Origin of the sequence: Cupriavidus taiwanensis (genome assembly GCF_900250115.1) — a bacterium.
Lineage (GTDB): Bacteria > Pseudomonadota > Gammaproteobacteria > Burkholderiales > Burkholderiaceae > Cupriavidus > Cupriavidus taiwanensis_B.
The window spans coordinates 1,010,208-1,031,260 of record NZ_LT984803.1 but is presented as its reverse complement, the minus strand read 5'-3'; the positions used below and the strand labels follow the sequence as shown (position 1 = coordinate 1,031,260).

Annotated in this window: 18 protein-coding genes and 1 pseudogene; all 19 read right to left on the bottom strand. The window is 64.7% G+C overall.

Translation table 11 applies throughout. The annotated features are described in order from the left end of the window. Positions 1-4 precede the first annotated feature (4 nt). Positions 5-1,978, bottom strand: a complete 1,974-nt coding sequence (cyoB, locus tag CBM2586_RS05035; RefSeq protein WP_115688646.1) for a cytochrome o ubiquinol oxidase subunit I — start codon at positions 1,976-1,978, stop codon at positions 5-7. 14 nt (positions 1,979-1,992) lie between these two features. Beyond that, on the bottom strand, positions 1,993-2,955 hold the full coding sequence (gene cyoA, locus CBM2586_RS05030) for a ubiquinol oxidase subunit II (protein ID WP_115686957.1): 963 nt from the start codon (positions 2,953-2,955) through the stop codon (positions 1,993-1,995). Between the two features lie 599 nt (positions 2,956-3,554). Next, on the bottom strand, positions 3,555-4,031 hold the full coding sequence (locus tag CBM2586_RS05025) for a MaoC family dehydratase (protein WP_115662590.1): 477 nt from the start codon (positions 4,029-4,031) through the stop codon (positions 3,555-3,557). Positions 4,032-4,063: 32 nt separating this feature from the next. After that, complete coding sequence (locus CBM2586_RS05020) at positions 4,064-4,507, bottom strand: MaoC family dehydratase (protein ID WP_115662591.1); 444 nt, start codon at positions 4,505-4,507, stop codon at positions 4,064-4,066. A gap of 240 nt (positions 4,508-4,747) precedes the next feature. Next, positions 4,748-5,866, bottom strand: coding sequence for an acyl-CoA dehydrogenase family protein (locus tag CBM2586_RS05015; protein ID WP_115686956.1), 1,119 nt, complete (start codon positions 5,864-5,866; stop codon positions 4,748-4,750). Positions 5,867-5,879: 13 nt separating this feature from the next. Next, positions 5,880-7,082, bottom strand: a complete 1,203-nt coding sequence (locus CBM2586_RS05010; RefSeq protein ID WP_115686955.1) for an acyl-CoA dehydrogenase family protein — start codon at positions 7,080-7,082, stop codon at positions 5,880-5,882. Between the two features lie 93 nt (positions 7,083-7,175). Then, positions 7,176-7,622, bottom strand: a complete 447-nt coding sequence (locus tag CBM2586_RS05005; protein WP_115662594.1) for a DUF1178 family protein — start codon at positions 7,620-7,622, stop codon at positions 7,176-7,178. Positions 7,623-7,739: 117 nt separating this feature from the next. Next, the gene (locus CBM2586_RS05000; RefSeq protein ID WP_172583268.1) at positions 7,740-8,393 is read right to left on the bottom strand and encodes an NUDIX domain-containing protein; all 654 of its coding nucleotides are present in this window, start codon (positions 8,391-8,393) and stop codon (positions 7,740-7,742) included. Positions 8,394-8,437: 44 nt separating this feature from the next. Next, the gene (locus tag CBM2586_RS04995; protein WP_115686954.1) at positions 8,438-8,746 is read right to left on the bottom strand and encodes a DUF2818 family protein; all 309 of its coding nucleotides are present in this window, start codon (positions 8,744-8,746) and stop codon (positions 8,438-8,440) included. Positions 8,747-8,759: 13 nt separating this feature from the next. Further along, positions 8,760-10,235, bottom strand: a complete 1,476-nt coding sequence (gene nuoN / locus CBM2586_RS04990) for an NADH-quinone oxidoreductase subunit NuoN (protein ID WP_115662596.1) — start codon at positions 10,233-10,235, stop codon at positions 8,760-8,762. 18 nt (positions 10,236-10,253) lie between these two features. After that, positions 10,254-11,720, bottom strand: coding sequence for an NADH-quinone oxidoreductase subunit M (locus CBM2586_RS04985; RefSeq protein WP_115662597.1), 1,467 nt, complete (start codon positions 11,718-11,720; stop codon positions 10,254-10,256). A gap of 27 nt (positions 11,721-11,747) precedes the next feature. Next, a complete protein-coding gene (gene nuoL / locus CBM2586_RS04980; protein WP_115686953.1) occupies positions 11,748-13,835 on the bottom strand; it encodes an NADH-quinone oxidoreductase subunit L in 2,088 nt (695 codons plus the stop codon). 58 nt (positions 13,836-13,893) lie between these two features. Next, entirely contained in the window at positions 13,894-14,199 is a 306-nt protein-coding gene (gene nuoK, locus CBM2586_RS04975; RefSeq protein WP_029044763.1) for an NADH-quinone oxidoreductase subunit NuoK, read from the bottom strand. Positions 14,200-14,216: 17 nt separating this feature from the next. Continuing rightward, complete coding sequence (locus tag CBM2586_RS04970) at positions 14,217-14,861, bottom strand: NADH-quinone oxidoreductase subunit J (protein ID WP_115662599.1); 645 nt, start codon at positions 14,859-14,861, stop codon at positions 14,217-14,219. A gap of 199 nt (positions 14,862-15,060) precedes the next feature. Further along, positions 15,061-15,552: an NADH-quinone oxidoreductase subunit NuoI gene (nuoI, locus tag CBM2586_RS04965; protein WP_010809124.1), complete on the bottom strand. Its 492-nt coding sequence runs from the start codon at positions 15,550-15,552 to the stop codon at positions 15,061-15,063. 64 nt (positions 15,553-15,616) lie between these two features. Then, positions 15,617-16,681: an NADH-quinone oxidoreductase subunit NuoH gene (gene nuoH, locus CBM2586_RS04960; RefSeq protein WP_115662600.1), complete on the bottom strand. Its 1,065-nt coding sequence runs from the start codon at positions 16,679-16,681 to the stop codon at positions 15,617-15,619. Between the two features lie 21 nt (positions 16,682-16,702). Next, positions 16,703-19,066, bottom strand: coding sequence for an NADH-quinone oxidoreductase subunit NuoG (gene nuoG / locus CBM2586_RS04955; RefSeq protein ID WP_115662601.1), 2,364 nt, complete (start codon positions 19,064-19,066; stop codon positions 16,703-16,705). Positions 19,067-19,078: 12 nt separating this feature from the next. Continuing rightward, a complete protein-coding gene (gene nuoF / locus CBM2586_RS04950; protein ID WP_012352334.1) occupies positions 19,079-20,374 on the bottom strand; it encodes an NADH-quinone oxidoreductase subunit NuoF in 1,296 nt (431 codons plus the stop codon). Positions 20,375-20,413: 39 nt separating this feature from the next. Then, positions 20,414-20,872: pseudogene (gene nuoE / locus CBM2586_RS31955) on the bottom strand (NADH-quinone oxidoreductase subunit NuoE); the annotation flags it as partial. Between the last annotated feature and the right edge of the window lie 181 nt (positions 20,873-21,053).

Below are 21,053 nucleotides of genomic sequence, written 5' to 3'. Positions count from 1 at the left end.
GTTCTCAGGCTTGCGAAGCAATGCGCTGCAGATGGCGCGTTTCGATCTGCTCGACCTCGGTGGCCGGCACGTAGTAGTCGATGTGGTCGTCGTTGCTGCGGTGGATGAACGCCCACACCATGCCCACCAGGCCAACGATGGCCAGCCACCAGATGTGCCAGGTCAGGGCAAAGCCGAACACCAGGCTGAAGGCGCCGATGATGAAGCCCGCGCCCGTGTTCTTGGGCATGTGGATCTTCTCGAAGCCATCGGTCGGCAGGGTCTCGCCGCGGGCCTTCATGTCGGCGAACGCGTCCAGGTCACGCACCACCGGGGTGTGCGCGAAGTTGTAGAACGGCGGCGGCGACGAGGTAGCCCACTCCAGCGTGCGGCCGCCCCACGGGTCGCCGGTCACGTCGGCCAGTTTCTTGCGGTCGCGGATCGACACCACGATCTGCAGCACCTGGAAGAAGATGCCCAGCGCCACGAACACCACACCCACCACGGCCAGGTACAGCCACGGCGTCCAGGCCGGGTTGTCGGTGTGGTTCAGGCGGCGGGTCATGCCCATCAGGCCCAGCACGTACAGCGGCATGAAGGCGAAGTAGAAGCCCACCAGCCAGCACCAGAAGGCGCACTTGCCCAGGCGCTCGTTCAGCTTGAAGCCGAACGCCTTAGGCCACCAGTAGGTGATGCCGGCCAGGTAGCCGAACAGCACGCCGCCGATGATCACGTTGTGGAAGTGGGCGATCAGGAACAGGCTGTTGTGCAGCACGAAGTCGGCCGCCGGCACCGCCATCAGCACGCCGGTCATGCCGCCGATCACGAAGGTGATCATGAAGCCCAGCGTCCACAGCACCGGCGAGGTCATCTGCACGCGGCCGCGGTACATGGTGAACAGCCAGTTGAAGATCTTCACCCCGGTCGGGATGGAGATGATCATGGTGGTGATGCCGAAGAACGCGTTGACGTTGGCGCCCGAGCCCATCGTGAAGAAGTGGTGCAGCCACACGATGAACGACAGCACCATGATCGCGGCGGTCGCGTACACCATGCCCTTGTAGCCGAACAGCTTCTTGCCCGAGAACGTGGCGATGACTTCAGAGAAGATGCCGAACGCCGGCAGGATCAGGATGTACACCTCGGGGTGGCCCCAGATCCAGATCAGGTTCACGTACATCATGGCGTTGCCGCCACCGTCGTTGGTGAAGAAATGCATGCCGAGGTAGCGGTCCAGGCCCAGCAGCGCCAGGGTCACGGTCAGCACCGGGAAGGCGGCGACGATCAGCACGTTGGTGCACAGCGCGGTCCAGGTGAACACCGGCATGCGCATCAGCGTCATGCCAGGCGCGCGCATGCGCAGGATCGTCACCAGGAAGTTCACGCCGGTCAGCAAGGTACCCAGGCCCGAGATCTGCAAGCTCCAGAGGTAGTAGTCCACCCCTACGCCCGGGCTGTAGTCCAGGCCCGACAGCGGCGGGTAGGCCAGCCAGCCGGTCTTGGCGAATTCACCGACGCCCAGCGAGATGTTGACCAGCATGGCGCCCGCTACGAACAGCCAGAACGACAGCGTGTTCAGGAACGGGAAGGCCACGTCGCGCGCGCCGATCTGCAGCGGCACGACCAGGTTCATCAGGCCGGTCATCAGCGGCATGGCCACGAAGAAGATCATGATCACGCCGTGGGCGGTGAAGATCTGGTCGTAGTGCTCGGGCGGCAGCACGCCGGTCGCGCCATTGGTGGCGAGCGCCAGCTGGGTGCGCATCATGACCGCGTCGGCAAAGCCGCGCAGCAGCATGATCAGCGCCACCAGGCAGTACATCACGCCGATCTTCTTGTGATCGACGGAGGTGAACCACTCGTTCCAGAGATAGCCCCACTTCTTGAAATAGGTGATCGCGCCCAGCAGCGCGGCACCGCCCAGGGCGACACCGGCCAGCACGACCATGATGATCGGCTCATGAAACGGAATCGCCGACAAACTCAACTTGCCAAACATCATTGCTCCCAGGATTACGCGCCTGCCGGCAGCGCGGCCGGCGTGGTCAAGGACAGCTGCTCTTCACCGAGGGTGTTGCGCGACGTGCAGATCGGGCCGCCCCTGAATCCGTCGGCGGCCAGTGCGGCGCCGCCGTGGCCCATGTACTTGTGCAGGATGTGGCGGAACAGCTGCTCTTCCACCTTGCCGTAGTACGCGACCGGCTCCTTCTCGCTGGGTTGTGCCAGCGTCTGGTAGCCTTCGACGCCCAGTTCGGTCGACGAGGCGCGAACCTTGGCCACCCACTGGTCGAACTCGTAGTTCGACATGGCGATGGCCTTGAACTTCATGCCCGAGAAGCCGCCGCCGCTGTAGTTGGCGGACACGCCGTCATAGCTGCCGGCTTCGTTGGCGATCAGGTGCAGCTTGGTTTCCATCCCGGCCATGGCGTACACCTGGCTGCCCAGTTGCGGGATGAAGAACGAATTCATGATCGAATCCGAGGTGATCTTGAAGTTCACGGGGGTGTCGACCGGGAAGGCGATCTGGTTGACGGTGGCGATCTTCAGTTCCGGATAGATGAACAGCCACTTCCAGTTCAGCGCCACCACCTCGACCGTGACCGGCTTCTTGCTGGATTCCAGCGGCTTGTACGGGTCGAGGTCGTGCGAGGACTTCCAGGTGATGATGCCCAGCGCGATGATGATCAGGCAGGGGATCAGCCACACCACCACTTCGATCGCGGTCGAATGCGACCAGTCGGGTTCATAGCGTGCCGAGGTATTGCTGGCGCGGTACTTCCAGGCGAACACCAGCGTCAGCACGATCACTGGCACCACCACCAGCAGCATCAGCCAGGTGGCGATCAGGATGATGCCTTTGATGTCGACGCCGACCTGCCCTTTCGGGTCGAGCAGCGTCATGTTGCAGCCGGCGAGCAGGAGCAGGCCAAGGCAAGGCAGGAACCGCGTCCACCGCGGCAGTATGGGTTTCTTCATGTCACGACTGGTTTGGTTACACCGCGCTTCGGGCAAAAGCGCGGCTAAACCGCCTGATGCTTGCGCAAGAGGCGTGGGGCTGAGGGAAAACCGGAAGGACGTGTCCTTAGCTGGCGTTGCGGTCTGAGGGCGGATCCTGCGCCCGGGGACCATGCGGCCTTGCAACGCCATGAACACGGAAGGACTGACTGCGCGCGCTGCAGGCCCTGTGGGACCTTGCCGGCGCTGCGGCACCTGGCCGAAACCGCGAACGGTCCCGGCTCAGTACAGCGGCCGGGTAGCGTTGGAATACGAGGCTTTTGCGCCTCCCGACGGACCTGCCGTCAGGGCAGGCGCGGTTTTCGGCCGGGGGGCGCAACACGTAAAACATCGTGGGCGCGACTGTACCGCAACGCAACATTAGGGGTAAACCCAACGCTACGGAACACACTGTTCATTTAAACGGACAATCTGCATCATGGTGCACTGCGCCGCCTTTGATCCACGTCAATAGCACAAAAACGCAGCAAAATATGCAGAAAGCCGCGCGTGGCGCGGCTTTCGGGGGTGCGACACGGCGCTGTGGCATATTGTCGCAGTGCCGCATGCGGCGCCGCAAATCAGCCGTAACGGCGGGTGATCGACTCGGCAATGCACACCGGCCGCTCGCTGCCCTCGCGCTCCACCGTGACCTCCCAGGTGGACTGCGCGCCGATCAGTTCGGGCGACTTCGGCAGCGGATCCAGGCGCTCGACCTTGAGCAGCTTGATGCGCGCGCGCAGCTTGCTGCCAACCGGCACCGGTGCGGTGAAGCGCACCCGGTTGAGGCCGTAGTTGACGCCGATCTTGGACGGCATGCTGAGCGCGTTGTGCATGAACCTGGGCAGCAACGACAGCGTCAGGAAGCCGTGCGCGATGGGGCCGCCATAGGGCGATTCCTTTTTCGCACGCTCCACGTCGATGTGGATCCACTGGTGGTCGCCGGTGGCCTCGGCAAACTGGTTGACCTGCTGCTGGGTCACCTCGATCCAGTCGCTGACCGCGACTTCCTGGCCCTGCAGCCCTTCCAGTTCTTCCAGCGTTGCGATGGTACGCATGTCGATCGTCTCCTCGTGACGGTTAAGTGTTCTTACGCGGGCCGGCGGCCATACATTCCCATGCCCTTGACGGTGCACACCAGCTCGCCGCGCTGGTTGGTGGCCTCCCACTGGGTATGGACCACGCCACGGTCCGGCTTGGACTGCGACGGCCGGCTGTCGAGCACGTTCAGCACGACGGTTAGCGTGTCGCCGGCATAGACCGGCTTGAGCCAGCGGATCTCGTCGACGCCGGGCGAGCCCATGCTGGCCGACTTGCCGGTGGTGCTCAGCACCAGCAGGCGCATCATGATCGAGCATGTCATCCACCCGCTCGAAATCAGCCCGCCGTAGATGCTGCTGGTGGCGGCTTCCTTGTCAATATGGAATGGCTGCGGATCGTACTGGCGCGCGAAGCTCAGGATCTCTTCCTCGGTGACGAGGTAGGAGCCCAGTTCACGGCGGCTGCCGGCTTCAAAATCCTCGAAATACAGCATCGGTTGTCTACTCCGTTGTGGTTGGCCATGGCCTTGTGTTGAGGATGATCGCATGCCTGCCAGGACCGGATGTCCGTATTTGCCGAACCCGCCCCTAACATCTCGCAAAGAAAAAACCGCGCCAAGGCCGATGGCCTATGGCGCGGTTCTACGCTGGACGCAAGCCATCACCGCTGGTGAGGGCTCCCGTCTCCCGCAAGCGGGAGAGGGGAGTCGACCAGCGGTATGCATAAGTCAGCGTCAGGCAGCTTCCTGGAACCCCGGCTGGGCGGCGAAGCGGCCCAGGTGATGATCGACGTCGCCGAAGGTGGTGTTGATCATCGTGAGCCGCTTGAACATGTGCGCGGCCGGCAGTTCGTTGGTCACGCCCATGCCGCCGTGGATCTGCACCGCTTCCTGTCCCACCGTGCGCGCGGCCTGGCCCACGCGGGCCTTGGCGGCGGAGACGTAGCGGCGGCGCTGTTCCGGCGTGGCTTCCTCGAAGCGAGCCGCGGCCAGCAGCGTGATCGAGCGCGACTGCTCGGCATGGATGAACATCTCGACCATGCGGTGCTGCAGCGCCTGGAAACGCGCGATCGGCACGCCGAACTGCTGGCGCGTCTTGGCGTATTCCAGCGTCGCGGCGTTGAGCGTGTCCATCACGCCCACGGCCTCGGCGCACAGCAGCACCGCGGCGTAGTCCGCCACCTGCTCGACCAGCGCGAAGCCCTTGCCGGCTTCGCCCAGCAATTGCGCGGGCGCATCCTGGAAGCTGATATCGGCGGCGCGCAGGTTGTCGATGGTGCGGTAGTCCTTGATGCTGACGCCCGCGCCCTTGGCATCGACCAGGAACAGCGAGATGCCGTCCTGGTCGGCCTCGGCGCCGCTGCTGCGCGCCGACACGATCAGCCGGTCGGCCTGGCCGCCATGCACCACCACGGTCTTGCGGCCGTTGAGCTTGCCGTCGCGGGCGGTGACGCGCACGTGGTTCAGCTCGTAACGCGCCTGCGGCTCGTTGAATGCCACGGCCAGCTTCAGTTCGCCGCCGGCCACCTGCTCCAGCAGTGCGTCCTGGCCGCCGGCCAGGCCCAAAGCGTAGGCACCCACCACCGTGGCCAGGTACGGCTCCACGATCAGGCCGCGTCCCAGTTCCTGCTGCACCACCATCATGTCGAGCGCCTTGCCCGCGAAACCGCCCTGCGCTTCCGGCACCGGCAGCGCGGTCAGGCCAAGCTCGGCCAGCGCGCTCCATGCCGTTTCGCCGTAGCCGGCGGCGCTTTCGTAGTTCTTCTTGCGGTCCTCGAAACCGTAGTCCTTGTCGATGAAACGGCGGACGGCGTCGGCCAGCTGCTTCTGTTCGTCGCTGAGATTGAAGTTCATGATGCGTGTCTCCTCACAGCCCCAGAATCATCTGGCTGATGATGTTCTTCTGAATTTCGTTGGACCCGCCATAGATGGAGGTCTTGCGATAGTTGAAGTAGTACGCGGCCAGCGGCGCGGCGTCGTCGTAGCCGGTCACGGCGTGCTCGGTCTCGCACTCGAGGTAAGCGGTGTCGAACGGCTGCGCGTACGGGCCGACGGCCTCCACCATCAGCTCGGTCAGCAGTTGCTGGATCTCGGTGCCCTTGATCTTGAGCATCGAGGCCTCGGGGCCGGGGCCCTTGCCCGCCGCTTCGCTCGACACCACGCGCAGCACGGTGATCTCCAGCGCCATCAGCTCGATTTCGAGCGCGGCCACCTTGGCGCCGAACACCGGATCTTCCAGCAGCGGCTTGCCGTTCTTCTGCTGCTGGCGCGCCACGCGCTTGAGGAAGCCCAGCTCGCGCTTGGAATTGCCGACGCGGGCAATGCCGGTGCGCTCATGGCCGAGCAGGTACTTGGCGTAGGTCCAGCCCTTGTTCTCTTCGCCGACGCGGTTCTCGACCGGCACCTTGACGTTGTCGAAGAAGACTTCGTTCACCTCGTGCTCTTCGTCGAGCATGATGATCGGGCGCACGGTGATGCCCGGGGTCTTCATGTCGATCAGCAGGAACGAGATGCCCTCCTGCTTTTTGGCCTCGGGATCGGTGCGGACCAGGCAGAAGATCATGTCGGCGTGCTGGCCGAGCGTGGTCCAGGTCTTCTGGCCGTTGACGATGTAGTGCTTGCCGTCCGGGGTCAGTTCGGCGCGGGTCTTGACCGAAGCCAGGTCCGAACCCGAACCCGGCTCGGAGTAGCCCTGGCACCACCAGTCGGTGCAGTCGAGGATGCGCGGCAGGTGGTACGACTTCTGTTGCTCGTTGCCGTACTTCATGATCACCGGCGCGACCATCGCCACGCCGAACGGCAGCACGCCGGGCGCGCCGACGCGGGCATTCTCTTCGTCCCAGATATGGCGCTGGGTGGCGTTCCAGCCGGTGCCGCCGTATTGGACGGGCCAGTGCGGCGCGGACCAACCCTTGCCGGCAAGGATCTTGTGCCAGCGCACGAGGTCGTCGCGGTTCGGACGGCGGTGGTTGAGAATCTTGCTGCGGATGTCCGCCGGCAAGTTGGCTTCGAGCCAGCTACGCACTTCCTCGCGGAAGGCATCGTCGGACGCCGAATAGTTGAGATCCATGCCCGTCTCCAGTGGTGCCGGCATGGCGCGGGCCGCCGGCGGTTTGTTCTGCCTGCGCGTCATGCGCCGACAGCAACGGGCACAGGACGCAATTCAGTGAGCCGTCTGCTTCAGCGCATCCGGCACCACGAGCGGAAAGGTCTCGATGCCCTCCTCGGCCAGCGCCTGCACTTCCTCCGGCGAGGCCGAACCGCGGATGCCGCGTTCCGGCGCCTCGTCGTAGTGCATGCGCCTTGCCTCCTCGGCAAAGCGGTCGCCAACGTCCTCGGTCTGCGCCAGCACCTGTTTCACTGCCTTCATATAGAGCGCTTGCAGTGTCACCGGTGCGGCGGACGGCGGCGCCGGCCTGGCCTTGCCCTCGCGCGCCGTCGCACCCGACAGGTTCAGGCGCGGCGCGCTGGGCAGCCGGGTCACGGCGTGGTCGCCACAGACCGGGCATTGGACCAGGTCACGCGAGATTTGCGAGTGCGCCTCTTCCTCCGAGGCAAACCAGCCCTCGAAACGATGGTCATGCGCGCAGCGCAGGTCGAGCACCTTCATGATCTTTCCAGCCCGTCAAAAGCTATATTATCCGCGAATCCAAATTTTGTGAACGGTCGTGCTAAATTTTTTAGAACGACCGTTCGGAACAGCCTGGCAGCGCCGGCGCGGCACCGTTCACCGGTGTGCCGCCCCGTACTCCGGCATCGGCTGCTCACCCGGTTGCCAGGCACCGGAAATCACTTTTTCCAGCCAGAACGCGCCGATGATCGTCTTCACATCGGTGATGCGGCCGCTGCGCACCCAGTCTAGTACCTGCCCGGCCGGCGCGATAAATGTTTCCAGGAACTCGCCGTCGTCGAGCTGCGCCTCGCCATGCGTCAGGTCGCGTGCCAGCAGGATGTCGATGAATTCGGTCGAATACGAAATGACGGGATGGATGCGCGTCAGGTAGTCCCAGCGCGTGGCGCGGTAGCCGGTTTCCTCGAGCAGCTCGCGCTCGCCGCAGCGCTGCGCGCCCTCTTCGGGATCGAGCTTGCCCGCGGGGAACTCCAGCATCACCTCGCCCACCGGGTAGCGGAACTGGCGCTCCATCAGCACGGTGCCGTCGTCGAACAGCGGGATCATCATGACCGCGCCGGGATGGACCACGTACTCGCGCCCGGTCTGCTTGCCGTCGGGCAGTCTGACGATGTCCTGCTTGAGGGTAAGGAACTTGCCGCGATGGACCGTGGCCGACGCCACGCACACTTCCTTCAGTGCGTCGTCGTTCTCGGACAGGCCGGCGGATGCGGCGGGAAGTTGGGTACCGCGTGGGGTCTTGTCGGTCATGGACGCTCCGGATCAGGCAGGGCCCGGCGCCGACAAGACCGGCTTCAGGCCGTGCGGTGTTTGACGAGGTATTGCCAGGTGAAGCCGGGGAAGGCAAACACCAGCATCATGCAGGCGGTGATGGCGTAGAACTGCCAGCCCTGCGCAACAGTGCCGCCCAGGTTGGCTTCCACCGCGAAGCCGGCTGCGCCGGCCACTCCGAACCAGACGATCAGTTCGAGCAGGCGCAGCCACAGCGGCTTGCGCGCCTGCCGCAGCGGGATCACCACGAACAGGCGCTGGTTGACGAACGGCAGGTTCGCACAGACCAGTGCCAGCAGGATGACAAACCAGCCGCTTGCGGAGGCGCTCATCTTGCGTGGCGGATCAGGAACCCAGGGTCGAGCGGATGGCCTGGTAGCACAGGTTCATCAGCGCGGCCGGGAACAGGCCCAGCAGGATCACCGCGGCGCCATTCACGCTCAGCATCGAACGCAGGCCGAAGGTGGCTTCCAGCTGTTCTTCGCCGGCGGGCGCGTCGAAGTACATCAGCTTGACGATGCGCAGGTAGTAGAACGCTCCGATCAGCGAGAACAGCACCGCCACCACTGCCAGCCAGGTCATGCCGGCCTTGACCACCGCGTCGAGCACCGCCAGCTTGGCATAGAAGCCCACGGTCGGCGGGATGCCCGCCAGCGAGAACATCATCACCAGCATCAGGAAGGCAAACCACGGGTTGCGGCGCGACATGCCCTTCAGGTCTTCCAGGGTCTCGGCCTCGAAGCCCTTGCTGGTACGCAGCAGGATGATGCCGAAGGTGCCCAGCGTGGTCAGCAGGTAGGTCACCGAGTAGAACATCGCCGAGCTGTAGGCGTCGGCGGCGCCGTCGGCCTTGTTGGCGACCACGCCCGAGAGCAGGCCGAGCAGCACGAAGCCCATGTGCGAGATCGTCGAGTACGCCAGCATCCGCTTCAGGTTGCTCTGCACGATCGCGGTCAGGTTGCCGATCGCCAGCGACACGATCGACAGCACCACCAGCATCATCTGCCAGTCGCTGGCCAGCGGCAGCAGGCCTTCCACCAGCACGCGGATAAACAGCGCGAACGCCGCCACCTTCGGGCCGCCGGCGATCAGCAACGTCACCGCGGTCGGCGAGCCCTGGTAGATGTCCGGAATCCACATGTGGAACGGCGCTGCGCCCAGCTTGAACGACAGGCCGGCGACGATGAAGACCACGCCGAAGGCCAGCATGGTGGTGTTGATGCGGCCGGACTCGACCGCGCGGAACACCTCGCCCAGGTTCAGCGAACCGGTGGCGCCGTACATCATCGAGATGCCGTACAGCAGGAAGCCCGAAGCCAGCGCGCCCAGCACGAAGTACTTCATCGCCGATTCGGAGGTCACGCGCGACTCGCGGCGCAGCGCCACCAGCGCGTACGACGACAGCGACAGCAGTTCCAGGCCCAGGTACAGGGTCAGGAAGTTGTTGCCGGTGATCATCACGATCTGGCCGCCCAGCGTGAACAGCGCCAGCATGTAGAACTCGCCGGCAAACATGTCGCGCTCGGCCAGGTAGCGGCGCGTATAGACCAGCGTGACGAACAGGCCGGCGGCGCAGAACGCCGACAGCACGTTGGCCATCGGGTCGATCACGACCAGGTTGGCGAACGCGTAGTGGGTCTCGCCGGTGGCGGCGTTCATGCCGAACCAGGCGGTCAGCACCAGCGTGGTCAGCAGCGACAGCGGGTAGGCCACGCTCTGCTTGCCCTTGCCCCGGGCAAGGTCGATCCAGTTGACCGCGGCGATGGCGATCGCCAGGAAGATGATCGGCGCCACGGGGGCGAGTGTCGAGGACGGTTGCATGTTGATATCTCTCCCCGATTACAGCTTCGACTGCGCCGCGTGCTGCAGCAGGTTGACCACGGACGGGTGCATCACGTCGGTAAAGGGCTTCGGGTGCAGGCCCATGTACAGCGTCATGAGGGCCAGCAGGCCGAGCATGATGAACTCACGCTTGTTCAGGTCGGCCAGTTCGCGCACATGCTGGTGCACGACGTCGCCGAAGATCACGCGCTTGACCATCCACAGCGAGTAGGCGGCGCCAAGGATCAGCGCGGTGGCGGCCAGCAGGCCGATCCAGAAGTTGAACTTGACCGCGCCCAGGATCACCATGAATTCGCCGACGAAACCGGAGGTGGCCGGCAGGCCGCAGTTGGCCATGGCGAAGAACACCGACAGCGCGGCGAACTTGGGCATGGTGTTGACCACGCCGCCGTAGTCGGCGATCTGGCGTGAGTGCACGCGGTCGTACAGCACGCCGATGCACAGGAACATCGCGCCCGAGATAAAGCCGTGCGAGATCATCTGTACGATGCCGCCTTCTACACCGATATCGCTGAAGATGAAGAAGCCCAGCGTGACGAAGCCCATGTGGGCGATCGACGAATACGCCACCAGCTTTTTCATGTCGGCCTGCACCAGCGCCACCAGGCCGATGTAGATCACCGCGATCAGCGAGATGGTGATGATGAACGGGGCCAGGTAGTGGCTGGCGTCGGGCGCGATCGGCAGCGAGAAGCGCAGGAAGCCGTAGGCGCCCAGCTTCAGCATGATCGCAGCCAGCACCACCGAGCCGCCGGTCGGCGCTTCGACGTGGGCGTCGGGCAGCCAGGTATGCACCGGCCACATCGGCACCTTGACCGCGAACGCGACGAAGAAGGCCAGGAACAGCGCGATCTGCTCGTTCATCGACAGCTTGGCCTGGTGCCATTGCAGGATGTCGAAGGTGCCGGTCTTGTTGTACAGGTACAGCAGCGCGACCAGCGTCAGCAGCGAGCCCAGCAGCGTGTACAGGAAGAACTTGAAGGCCGCGTAGACACGGTTCGGACCGCCCCAGACACCGATGATGATGTACATCGGGATCAGCGTGGCTTCGAAGAACACGTAGAACAGCATGCCGTCGAGCGCGCAGAACACACCCACCATCAGGCCGGACAGGATCAGGAACGAGGCCATGTACTCGGCCACGCGCTCCGTGATCACTTCCCAGGCCGAGATCACCACGATCACGGTGATGAAGGCGGTCAGCACCACGAACCACATCGACAGGCCGTCGACGCCCAGCAGGTAGTGGATGTTGAAGCGCTCGATCCAGTTCGCCTTCTCGACGAACTGCATCGCCGCGGTGGCGCGGTCGAAGCTAAATACCAGCGGCAGCGTGACGACGAAGCTGGCGATCGAGCCGAACAGCGACATCCAGCGCACGAAGCCGGGGCTGCGGTCCGAGCCGAAGGCCAGGATCAGCAGGCCGAAGAAGACAGGCAGCCAGATTGAGAAAGACAGAACCATTTCTATGTTTTCCTTACTTGGTGCCTATCACTTGGTGCCGATCACGCCCGTGATCGTCAGCGTCAGCAGCACCAGCATGCCGACGATCATCGCGAACGCGTAGTGGTAGATGTAGCCCGACTGCAGGTAGCGGCTGGCCGAAGCAAACGATGCCACCACGCGCGCCGCGCCGTTGACGAACAGGCCGTCGATCAGGCTCTGGTCGCCGCCCTTCCACAGGCCGGTACCGAGCAGGCGTGCGCCGCGGGCGAACACGGCCTGGTTGATGGCGTCCATGTAGTACTTGTTGTCGAGCAGCTTGTACAGGCCCGAGAAGCGATTGGCGATGGCTTCGGGGATATCCGGGCGCTTCATGTAGAAGAACCACGACAGCACCACCCCGGCGATGGCCAGCCACAGCACCGGCGTGGTCAGCGAGTGGATCGCCATCGGCACCCAGCCGTGGAAGGCTTCCTTCAGCTCGGCCATGGCGTGGTGGTTCTCACCGACGAAGATCACGTCCTTGAAGGCGATGCCCATCTTGAAGAAATTGCCGAACAGCATCGGCTCGATCGCGATCGCACCGATCACCACCGACGGGATCGCCAGCAGCACCAGCGGCAGCGTCACCACCCACGGCGACTCGTGCGGCGTCTCGCCGGCGGCCAGGCCGTGGTGATGGTCGTGCGAGACTTCCTCGTCCGCGTGGTCGCCCTCATGGTGCTGGTGCGCATGGTTCTGGCCCCAGCGCGACTTGCCATGGAACACCAGGAAGTACATGCGGAACGAGTAGAACGCGGTGACGAACACGCCCGCCAGCACGGCGAAGTAGGCAAAGCCCGAACCGGCGATATGCGACTCGGCCACGGCCTCGATGATCGAGTCCTTGGAGTAGAAGCCGGCGAAGAACGGCGTGCCGATCAGCGCCAGCGAACCCACCAGCGAGGTGATCCAGGTGATCGGCATGTGCTTGCGCAGGCCGCCCATGTTGCGGATGTCCTGGTCGTGGTGCATGCCGATGATGACCGAGCCCGCGCCCAGGAACAGCAGCGCCTTGAAGAAGGCGTGCGTCATCAGGTGGAACACCGCCACCGAGTAGGCCGAGGCGCCCAGCGCCACGGTCATGTAGCCCAGCTGCGACAGCGTCGAGTACGCGACCACGCGCTTGATGTCGTTCTGGATGATACCCAGGAAACCCATGAACAGCGCCGTGATGGCACCGATCACCAGCACGAACGACAGCGCGGTGTCCGACAGCTCGAACAGCGGCGACATGCGCGCGACCATGAAGATGCCCGCGGTCACCATGGTTGCGGCGTGGATCAGCGCGGAGATCGGGGTCGGGCCTTCCATCGAGTCAGGCAGCCACACGTGCAGCGGGAACTGCGCCGACTTGCCCATCGCGCCGACGAACAGGCAGATGCAGGCCACGGTGATCATCATCCAGTCGGTGCCCGGGAAAACCACGGTAGCCAGCTGGTCGCGCGCGGCGAATACTTCGGTGTAGTTCATGCTGCCGGCGTAGGCCAGCAGCAGGCCGATGCCCAGGATAAAGCCGAAGTCGCCGACGCGGTTGACCAGGAACGCCTTCATGTTGGCGAAGATCGCCGTCGGGCGGGTGTACCAGAAGCCGATCAGCAGGTACGACACCAGGCCCACCGCTTCCCAGCCGAAGAACAGCTGCAGGAAGTTGTTGCTCATCACCAGCATCAGCATCGAGAAGGTGAACAGCGAGATGTAGGCGAAGAAGCGGTTGTAGCCGGGGTCGCCGTCCATGTAGCCGACGGTGTAGATGTGCACCATCAGCGAGACGAAGGTCACCACCACCATCATCATCGCGGTCAGCGAGTCGACCAGGAAGCCGACCTCCATCTTCAGGCTGCCGATGGCCATCCACTCGTAGACGGTGCCGTTGTAGCCCGCGCCGTTGATCACGTCGAGCAGCACCATCACCGACAGCACGCAGGCAATGGCCACGCCGAGGATGGTCGAGCTGTGGGCCACGATCCGGCCGCCGCGCGACTCCGAGGAAAACAGGCCAAAGAACTTGGTACCGAACAGGCCGGCGATCGCTGAGCCGACTAGCGGCGCCAGCGGGATCGCAAGCAGCAGGTTAGGGTTGAGCGTGGTTGCCATAGGACGCTTAGTGGTGTGCGGTCGGTGAGTCTTGGGTATCTACGTAGTGCGCCACGGATCAGTACTTCAGGGTGTCCATGTCGTCCACGTTGATCGTATCCAGGTTGCGGAACAGCACCACCAGGATTGCCAGACCGATTGCCGACTCGGCGGCGGCCACCGTAAGGATGAAGAAAACGAAAACCTGACCAGCCAGGTCGCCCAGGTAATGCGAGAAGGCAACGAAGTTGATGTTCACCGCAAGCAGCATCAGTTCGATCGCCATCAGCAGCACGATCACGTTCTTGCGGTTCAGGAAGATGCCGACGATGCTGATCGCAAACAGGATCGCACCGAGCACGAGGAAATGAGCGAGAGAGAGCACAGCGATTTCTCCGGGCTTTAGTTCTTATTGGCGGCAGCCGCGGCTTCCGTCTGCTGGGTCTGGCCTTCGGCGGCCATCGGCACCAGGCGCACGCGCTCGTCGCGGCGGGTGCGCAGCTGTGCCGACACGTCCTGGGCCTTGACGTCCTTGCGGCGGCGCAGGGTCAGCGCCACGGCGGCGATGATCGCCACCAGCAGGATGATGCCCGCCACTTCGAAGGCGTAGATGTAGTCCGTGTAGATCAGCTTGCCGAGCGCGGCGGTGTTCGAGTAGCCCGGCTCCTGCGAGCCGCTCGGCGCCACCGGCGTGGTGGTGCCGACGAAGTTGCGCACCAGCACGATCGCCATCTCGGCGATGATCAGCGCACCGACGATCGATGCCATCGGCACGTAGGTCCAGAAGTCGCGGCGCAGGTGCTCGATGTCGATATCGATCATCATCACCACGAACAGGAACAGCACCATCACTGCGCCGACATAGACCAGCACCAGCAGGATGGCGAGGAATTCCGCCTGCAGCAGCATCCAGATCGCCGCGGCCGTGAAGAACGACAGCACGAGGAACAGTGCGGAGTGCACGGGGTTCTTCGCGGTGATGACTTTCAGTGCGGAGAGCACCAGCACCAGCGCAAAGACGTAGAAGATGGTGGTCGTGAGTTCCATGGTCCCTATCGGATCCTCTCTGGGCCGTCCGGCACAAGCCATCCCCTCGGGTGGCCCGCTCCTGCGGCATCCTTGCATTGGCCCCTTGCATTGCAGGGACCGCATTTCAATTCGGTGGCGGCGGCTGCCAGGTCTGCTGCTTGCGGCAGCCGCCAACCGGCGTTACGTCTGTGGCCGAAACTTCCGGCCGGCATCCGGCTTAGCGGTACTTCGCATCGGCCGCCTTGGCCGCGGCGATCTGCGGCTCGTAGCGGTCGCCCACGGCCAGCAGCATGTCCTTGGTGAAGTACAGGTCGCCGCGCTTTTCGCCGTGGTATTCCAGGATCTGCGTCTCGACGATGGCGTCGACCGGGCAGGCCTCTTCGCAGAAGCCGCAGAAGATGCACTTGGTCAGGTCGATGTCATAGCGCGTGGTGCGGCGCGTGCCGTCGGCGCGCGCGTCGGACTCGATCGTGATGGCCAGCGCCGGGCACACCGCCTCGCACAGCTTGCAGGCGATGCAGCGCTCTTCCCCGTTGGGGTAGCGGCGCAGCGCGTGCAGCCCGCGGAAGCGCGGCGAGATCGGCGTCTTCTCTTCCGGGAACTGGACCGTGATCTTGCGCGCGAAGAGATAGCGGCCGGTCAGGGCCATGCCCTTGAAGAGTTCCTTCAGGAGCAGGCTGTTGAAGAAGTCCTTGATGGCGAGCAGCATGATGCTTCCTAGTATTTCCACACGGTGCGCGCCCTGCCGGGCAGGCGCACCGTCGTTTGGCCGTTCAGTGCCAGATGTTCCACGGCGACTTGATCCAGATCGCCACGATGATCAGCCAGGCCACGGTCAGGGGAATGAACACCTTCCAGCCCAGGCGCATGATCTGGTCATAGCGGTAGCGCGGGAACGAGGCACGAATCCAGATAAACACCGACAGCAGCAGGAATACCTTGATCAGCAGCCAGAAGAAGCCGGGGATCGCATTGGTCACCACGCTCTCGAACGGAGGCGCCCAGCCGCCCAGGAACATCAGCGCGGTCATCGTCGAGATGATGATCATGTTGATGTACTCGGCCAGGAAGAACAGCGCGAAGCCCATGCCCGAGTATTCGATCATGTGGCCGGCCACGATTTCCGATTCGCCTTCGACCACGTCGAACGGGTGGCGGTTGGTTTCGGCCACGCCCGAGATGAAGTACACGCCGAACATCGGCAGCAGCGGCAGCCAGTTCCACGACAGGATGTTGATGCCCATGTCGGCGAAGTAGCCGGTGTTCTGGCCGTTGACGATGGCCGACAGGTTCAGGCTGCCGGCAACCATCAGCACCGTCACCAGGGCAAAGCCCATGGCGATTTCATACGACACCATCTGCGCCGCGGCGCGCATCGCGCCGATGAAGGCGTACTTGGAGTTGGAGGCCCAGCCGGCCAGGATCACGCCGTAGACGCCGACCGAGCTGATCGCCATCACGTAAAGCAGGCCGGCGCTGACGTCGGCCATCACCACCTCGGCCTGGAACGGAATCACGGCCCAGACCGCCACGGCCGGCATCAGCACCATCAGCGGGGCGATCAGGTACATGCCCCGGCTGACCTGCGTGGGCATCATGACTTCCTTGAGCAGCAGCTTCAGCACGTCGGCGATCGGCTGCAGCAGGCCCAGCGGACCGACGCGGTTCGGGCCGATACGGACGTGCATCCAGCCGATCAGCTTGCGCTCCCACAGGATCAGGTACGCCACGCACAGCAGCAGCGGCACCACGATGATCACGGCGCGGATCAGGATCCACAGCGGCGTCCAGTACGCGCCCAGTACGCCCTGCCCTTGCGAGGTAATCCAGTCAATCATGTCTTGTTCTCGCTCTTGTTCTTACGCCGTGGCCACGGTGCCGGTGGCCGGCGCCAGGTCAATGGCCTTCTCTACGGTGACGGTGCCGAACATCGCGCCCAGGCTCATCGCCGCCGGCGTTGCCGCCGGCACGCGCACGGTGTTGGCCGGCAGCGTCGCCTCGAGCACGGCCGGCAGCACCACGCTGCCCTGCCCTTGCGTGACCCGCACCGGATCGCCCGACTGGATCCCCAGGCTGGCGAACAGGTCGGCCGGCAGCGCGATCTGCATGGCGCGGCGCGCGGCGGCGCTCAGCTGCAGCGATTCGGCGCGGCGCACGATCGGGTCGGCATGGTAGATCGGCACGTCGGCGATGCGCTCGATGCCATTGGCGACAGCGGCGGAGACGCGGATCGCTGCGTCGGTGGCGTTGTCCAGCTGCGCTTCGACCGGGGCCGACAGCACTTCGGCGCGCACCGCCTCGGCGGTGTCGTAGTCGAAGCCGGCCACGTCCAGCAGGTTGCCCAGCACGCGCAGCACCTTCCAGCCCGGACGCGATTCGCCCAGCGCGCGCACCACGCCGTTGAAGCTCTGCGGCTTGCCCTCGCAGTTGACGAAGGTGCCCGCGGTCTCGGTGAACGGCGTCACCGGCAGGATCACGTCGGCGTACTGCATCGCCGCTTCCGAGCGGAACGGCGACAGCACCACCACCGTGCCGGCCTGGGCCAGGGCGGCCAGCGCCTGGCGCGGGTCGGCGGCGTCGAACTCGGGTTCGGTGTTCAGCAGGATGTAGGCCTTGCGCGGCGTCGCCAGCATGGCCTGCGCATTGGCGCCGCCCTGCTTCGGCAGCGCGCCGGCGATATGGCCGCCGACGGTATTGGCCGCTTCGGTCAGGAAGCCCAGCGTGGCGCCGGTTTCGGTCGCGATCCACTGCGCCAGCGCGTGCAGCCCCGCGAACTGCGGATGACGCACGGCCTCGTTGCCGAGGAACACGGCGCGGCGCTCGCCCGACAGCAGTGCCTCGGCGGCCTTGGCAGCGGCATCGCCACCGTCGAAGCCTTCGGTGCCGGCCGGAGCCGCCACGCCCTTGGCGGCGGCGACGGCACGGGCCACGCCGGCCAGCGCGGCGGTCCAGCCCGACGGGGCCACGTCGATGCGGGTCGCGGGCATCAGCAGGTCTTCACCGCCGGCACCCAGCACGGTCACGCGGGCGCCCTTCTTGGTCGCCTGGCGCAGACGCGAGGCCAGCAGCGGATGATCCTTGCGCAGCGACGAGCCGATCACCAGCGCGCGCTGCAGGTTGGTCACGTCGGCCACCGGCATGCCCAGCCACGGCGCGCCCTTCAGCGCGGCCGAGAAATCGGTCTGGCGCAGGCGGAAGTCGACGTTGTCGCTGCCCAGGCCGCGCATCAGCTTGCCCAGCAGGAACAGTTCTTCCAGCGTGCTGTGCGGGCTGGCCAGCGCGGCGATCTGGTCGGCGCCGTGCTCGCGCTTGATCCCGGCGAGGCCATTGGCGACGTATTCGAGCGCGGTCTGCCAGTCGGTTTCCATCCATTCGCCGCCCTGCTTCAGCAGCGGGCGGGTCAGGCGGTCGGCGCTGTTCAGGCCTTCATACGAGAAGCGGTCCTTGTCGGAGATCCAGCACTCGTTGATGTCTTCGTTTTCCAGCGGCAGCACGCGCATTACGCGCTGGTTCTTGGTCTGCACCACCAGGTTGGCGCCCAGGCCGTCGTGCGGCGACACCGACTTGCGGCGCGCCAGTTCCCAGGTGCGGGCCGAGTAGCGGAACGGCTTGCTGGTCAGCGCGCCGACCGGGCACAGGTCGATCATGTTGCCCGACAGTTCCGAGTCGACGGTCTTGCCGACGAAGGTGGTGATCTCGGAATGCTCGCCGCGGTTGAGCATGCCCAGCTCCATCACGCCGGCCACTTCCTGGCCGAAGCGCACGCAGCGGGTGCAGTGGATGCAGCGGGTCATCTCCTCCATGGAGATCAGCGGGCCCACGTTCTTGTGGAACACCACGCGCTTCTCTTCCTTGTAGCGCGACTCCGAGGCACCGTAGCCCACGGCCAGGTCCTGCAGCTGGCACTCGCCGCCCTGATCGCAGATCGGGCAATCCAGCGGGTGGTTGATCAGCAGGAATTCCATCACCGACTTCTGCGCCTTGACCGCCTTCTCCGAGTTGGTGAAGACCTTCATGCCGGGGGTCACCGGCGTGGCGCAGGCAGGCAGCGCCTTCGGGGCCTTCTCGACCTCGACCAGGCACATGCGGCAGTTGGCCGCGATGGACAGTTTGCGGTGGTAGCAGAAGTGCGGGATGTAGGTGCCCAGCTTGCGGGCCGCTTCCATCACCAGGCTGCCCTCAGCAACCTCAACCTTCTTGCCGTCGATCTCTAGTTCAACCATGTTCTGCCACGCTTAGATGTAGGCCGGAACCATGCACTGCTTGTGTTCGACGTGATATTCGAACTCTTTCCAGTAGTGCTTGAGCATGCCGCGGACCGGCATCGCCGCGGCATCGCCGAGCGCGCAGATGGTGCGGCCCATGATGTTTTCCGCGACGTTGTTGAGCAGGTCCAGGTCTTCCTGGCGCCCTTCTCCGTGTTCGATGCGATTGACCATGCGATACAGCCAGCCGGTGCCTTCGCGGCACGGCGTGCACTGGCCGCACGATTCCTCAAAATAGAAGTACGACAGGCGCAGCAGCGAGCGGACCATGCAGCGCGTCTCGTCCATCACGATCACCGCGCCCGAGCCCAGCATCGAGCCGGCCTTGGCGATCGAGTCGTAGTCCATGTCGGACGCCATCATCAGGTCGCCCGGCACCACCGGCGCGGACGAACCACCGGGGATCACCGCCTTGATGCGCTTGCCGCCGCGCATGCCGCCAGCCAGTTCCAGCAGCTTGGCGAACGGCGTGCCCAGCGGGATCTCGTAGTTGCCGGGGCGCTCGACGTCGCCCGAGATCGAGAAGATCTTGGTGCCGCCGTTGTTCGGCTTGCCCATCTTCAGGTAGTTCTCGGGGCCGACGGCCAGCAGGAACGGCACCGCGGCGAAGGTCTCGGTGTTGTTGATGGTGGTCGGCTTGCCGTACAGGCCGAAGCTGGCGGGGAACGGCGGCTTGAAGCGCGGCTGGCCCTTCTTGCCTTCCAGCGATTCGAGCAGCGCGGTTTCCTCGCCGCAGATATAGGCGCCGTAGCCGTGGTGGGCGTGCAACTGGAAGCTGAAGCCCGAGCCCAGGATGTTGTCGCCCAGGAATCCGGCGGCGCGCGCCTCTTCGAGTGCTTCCTCGAAGATCTTGTATTCGTTCCAGATCTCGCCGTGGATGTAGTTGTAGCCCACGGTGATGCCCATCGCATACGCGCCGATGGCCATGCCCTCGATCAGCGCATGCGGGTTGTAGCGGATGATGTCGCGGTCCTTGAACGTGCCGGGCTCGCCTTCATCGGTGTTGCAGACCAGGTATTTCTGACCCGGGAAGGTGCGCGGCATGAAGCTCCACTTCAGGCCGGTCGGGAAGCCCGCACCGCCACGGCCGCGCAGGCCCGAGGCCTTGACGTCGGCGATCACCTGCTCGGGCGGGATCTTCTCGGTCAGGATGCGCTTCAGTTGCTGGTAGCCGCCGCGCTTGACGTAGTCTTCCAGGTGCCAGTTGTTGCCGTCCAGGCCGGCCAGGATCAGCGGCTGGATATGGCGGTCGTGCAGACAGGTCATGTTACTTGCCCCCTTGGCAGCCTCGGCCTTGAGCTCTTCGACCAGGGCGTCGAGCTTGTCGTCGCTCATCCAGCTGCACATGCGGGTGTTGTTGACGATCATCACCGGGGCGTCGCCGCAGGCGCCCATGCACTCGCCTTCCTTCAGCGTGAAGCAACCGTCCGCGGTGGTTTCGTTGTAGTCGATGCCGAGCTTGCGCTTCAGGTAATCGCCAGCCCGCTCGCCGCCCGACAGGGCGCACGGCAGGTTGGTGCAGACGGTGAGCTTGTACTTGCCCACCGGCTTGGTGTCGTACATGTTGTAGAAGGTCGCCACCTCTTCCACCCACACGGGTGGCATCTCGAGGTAGTTGGCGACGAACTGCATGACTTCGGGGGAAACCCAGCCCACCTCGCCCTGCGCCACGGCAAGCGCCGCCATCACGGCCGACTGCTTCTGGTCGGCCGGATACTTCGCGATCGCGCGATCGATTTCCTTGAGAGCTTCTGCTGATAGCATGGTCATTGCAGTAAAACGCCGGAGACAGCGCCACCGGGCGTCTCTCCGCAGGTTTGCAGCCGTCGCTGCCGTTCCGCCGGCGGGCCTGAGGCCGTGCCGGTCCGCCGCGGGTCTTCCGGGCCGCTCCGCTCGGCGGAGCCCCTCGGAAAGCGCCCGGATCGTCGTCCGGGCCGGCGGTCCG

What these genes read in the sequence shown, in the direction of transcription:
- cyoB (WP_115688646.1), bottom strand. Translation starts at nt 1,978, where the DNA reads ATGTTTGGCAAGTTGAGTTTGTCGGCGATTCCGTTTCATGAGCCGATC.
- cyoA (WP_115686957.1), bottom strand. Translation starts at nt 2,955, where the DNA reads ATGAAGAAACCCATACTGCCGCGGTGGACGCGGTTCCTGCCTTGCCTT.
- CBM2586_RS05025 (WP_115662590.1), bottom strand. Translation starts at nt 4,031, where the DNA reads ATGCGTACCATCGCAACGCTGGAAGAACTGGAAGGGCTGCAGGGCCAG.
- CBM2586_RS05020 (WP_115662591.1), bottom strand. Translation starts at nt 4,507, where the DNA reads ATGCTGTATTTCGAGGATTTTGAAGCCGGCAGCCGCCGTGAACTGGGC.
- CBM2586_RS05015 (WP_115686956.1), bottom strand. Translation starts at nt 5,866, where the DNA reads ATGAACTTCAATCTCAGCGACGAACAGAAGCAGCTGGCCGACGCCGTC.
- CBM2586_RS05010 (WP_115686955.1), bottom strand. Translation starts at nt 7,082, where the DNA reads ATGGATCTCAACTATTCGGCGTCCGACGATGCCTTCCGCGAGGAAGTG.
- CBM2586_RS05005 (WP_115662594.1), bottom strand. Translation starts at nt 7,622, where the DNA reads ATGAAGGTGCTCGACCTGCGCTGCGCGCATGACCATCGTTTCGAGGGC.
- CBM2586_RS05000 (WP_172583268.1), bottom strand. Translation starts at nt 8,393, where the DNA reads ATGACCGACAAGACCCCACGCGGTACCCAACTTCCCGCCGCATCCGCC.
- CBM2586_RS04995 (WP_115686954.1), bottom strand. Translation starts at nt 8,746, where the DNA reads ATGAGCGCCTCCGCAAGCGGCTGGTTTGTCATCCTGCTGGCACTGGTC.
- nuoN (WP_115662596.1), bottom strand. Translation starts at nt 10,235, where the DNA reads ATGCAACCGTCCTCGACACTCGCCCCCGTGGCGCCGATCATCTTCCTG.
- CBM2586_RS04985 (WP_115662597.1), bottom strand. Translation starts at nt 11,720, where the DNA reads ATGGTTCTGTCTTTCTCAATCTGGCTGCCTGTCTTCTTCGGCCTGCTG.
- nuoL (WP_115686953.1), bottom strand. Translation starts at nt 13,835, where the DNA reads ATGGCAACCACGCTCAACCCTAACCTGCTGCTTGCGATCCCGCTGGCG.
- CBM2586_RS04970 (WP_115662599.1), bottom strand. Translation starts at nt 14,861, where the DNA reads ATGGAACTCACGACCACCATCTTCTACGTCTTTGCGCTGGTGCTGGTG.
- nuoI (WP_010809124.1), bottom strand. Translation starts at nt 15,552, where the DNA reads ATGCTGCTCGCCATCAAGGACTTCTTCAACAGCCTGCTCCTGAAGGAA.
- nuoH (WP_115662600.1), bottom strand. Translation starts at nt 16,681, where the DNA reads ATGATTGACTGGATTACCTCGCAAGGGCAGGGCGTACTGGGCGCGTAC.
- nuoG (WP_115662601.1), bottom strand. Translation starts at nt 19,066, where the DNA reads ATGGTTGAACTAGAGATCGACGGCAAGAAGGTTGAGGTTGCTGAGGGC.
- nuoF (WP_012352334.1), bottom strand. Translation starts at nt 20,374, where the DNA reads ATGACCTGTCTGCACGACCGCCATATCCAGCCGCTGATCCTGGCCGGC.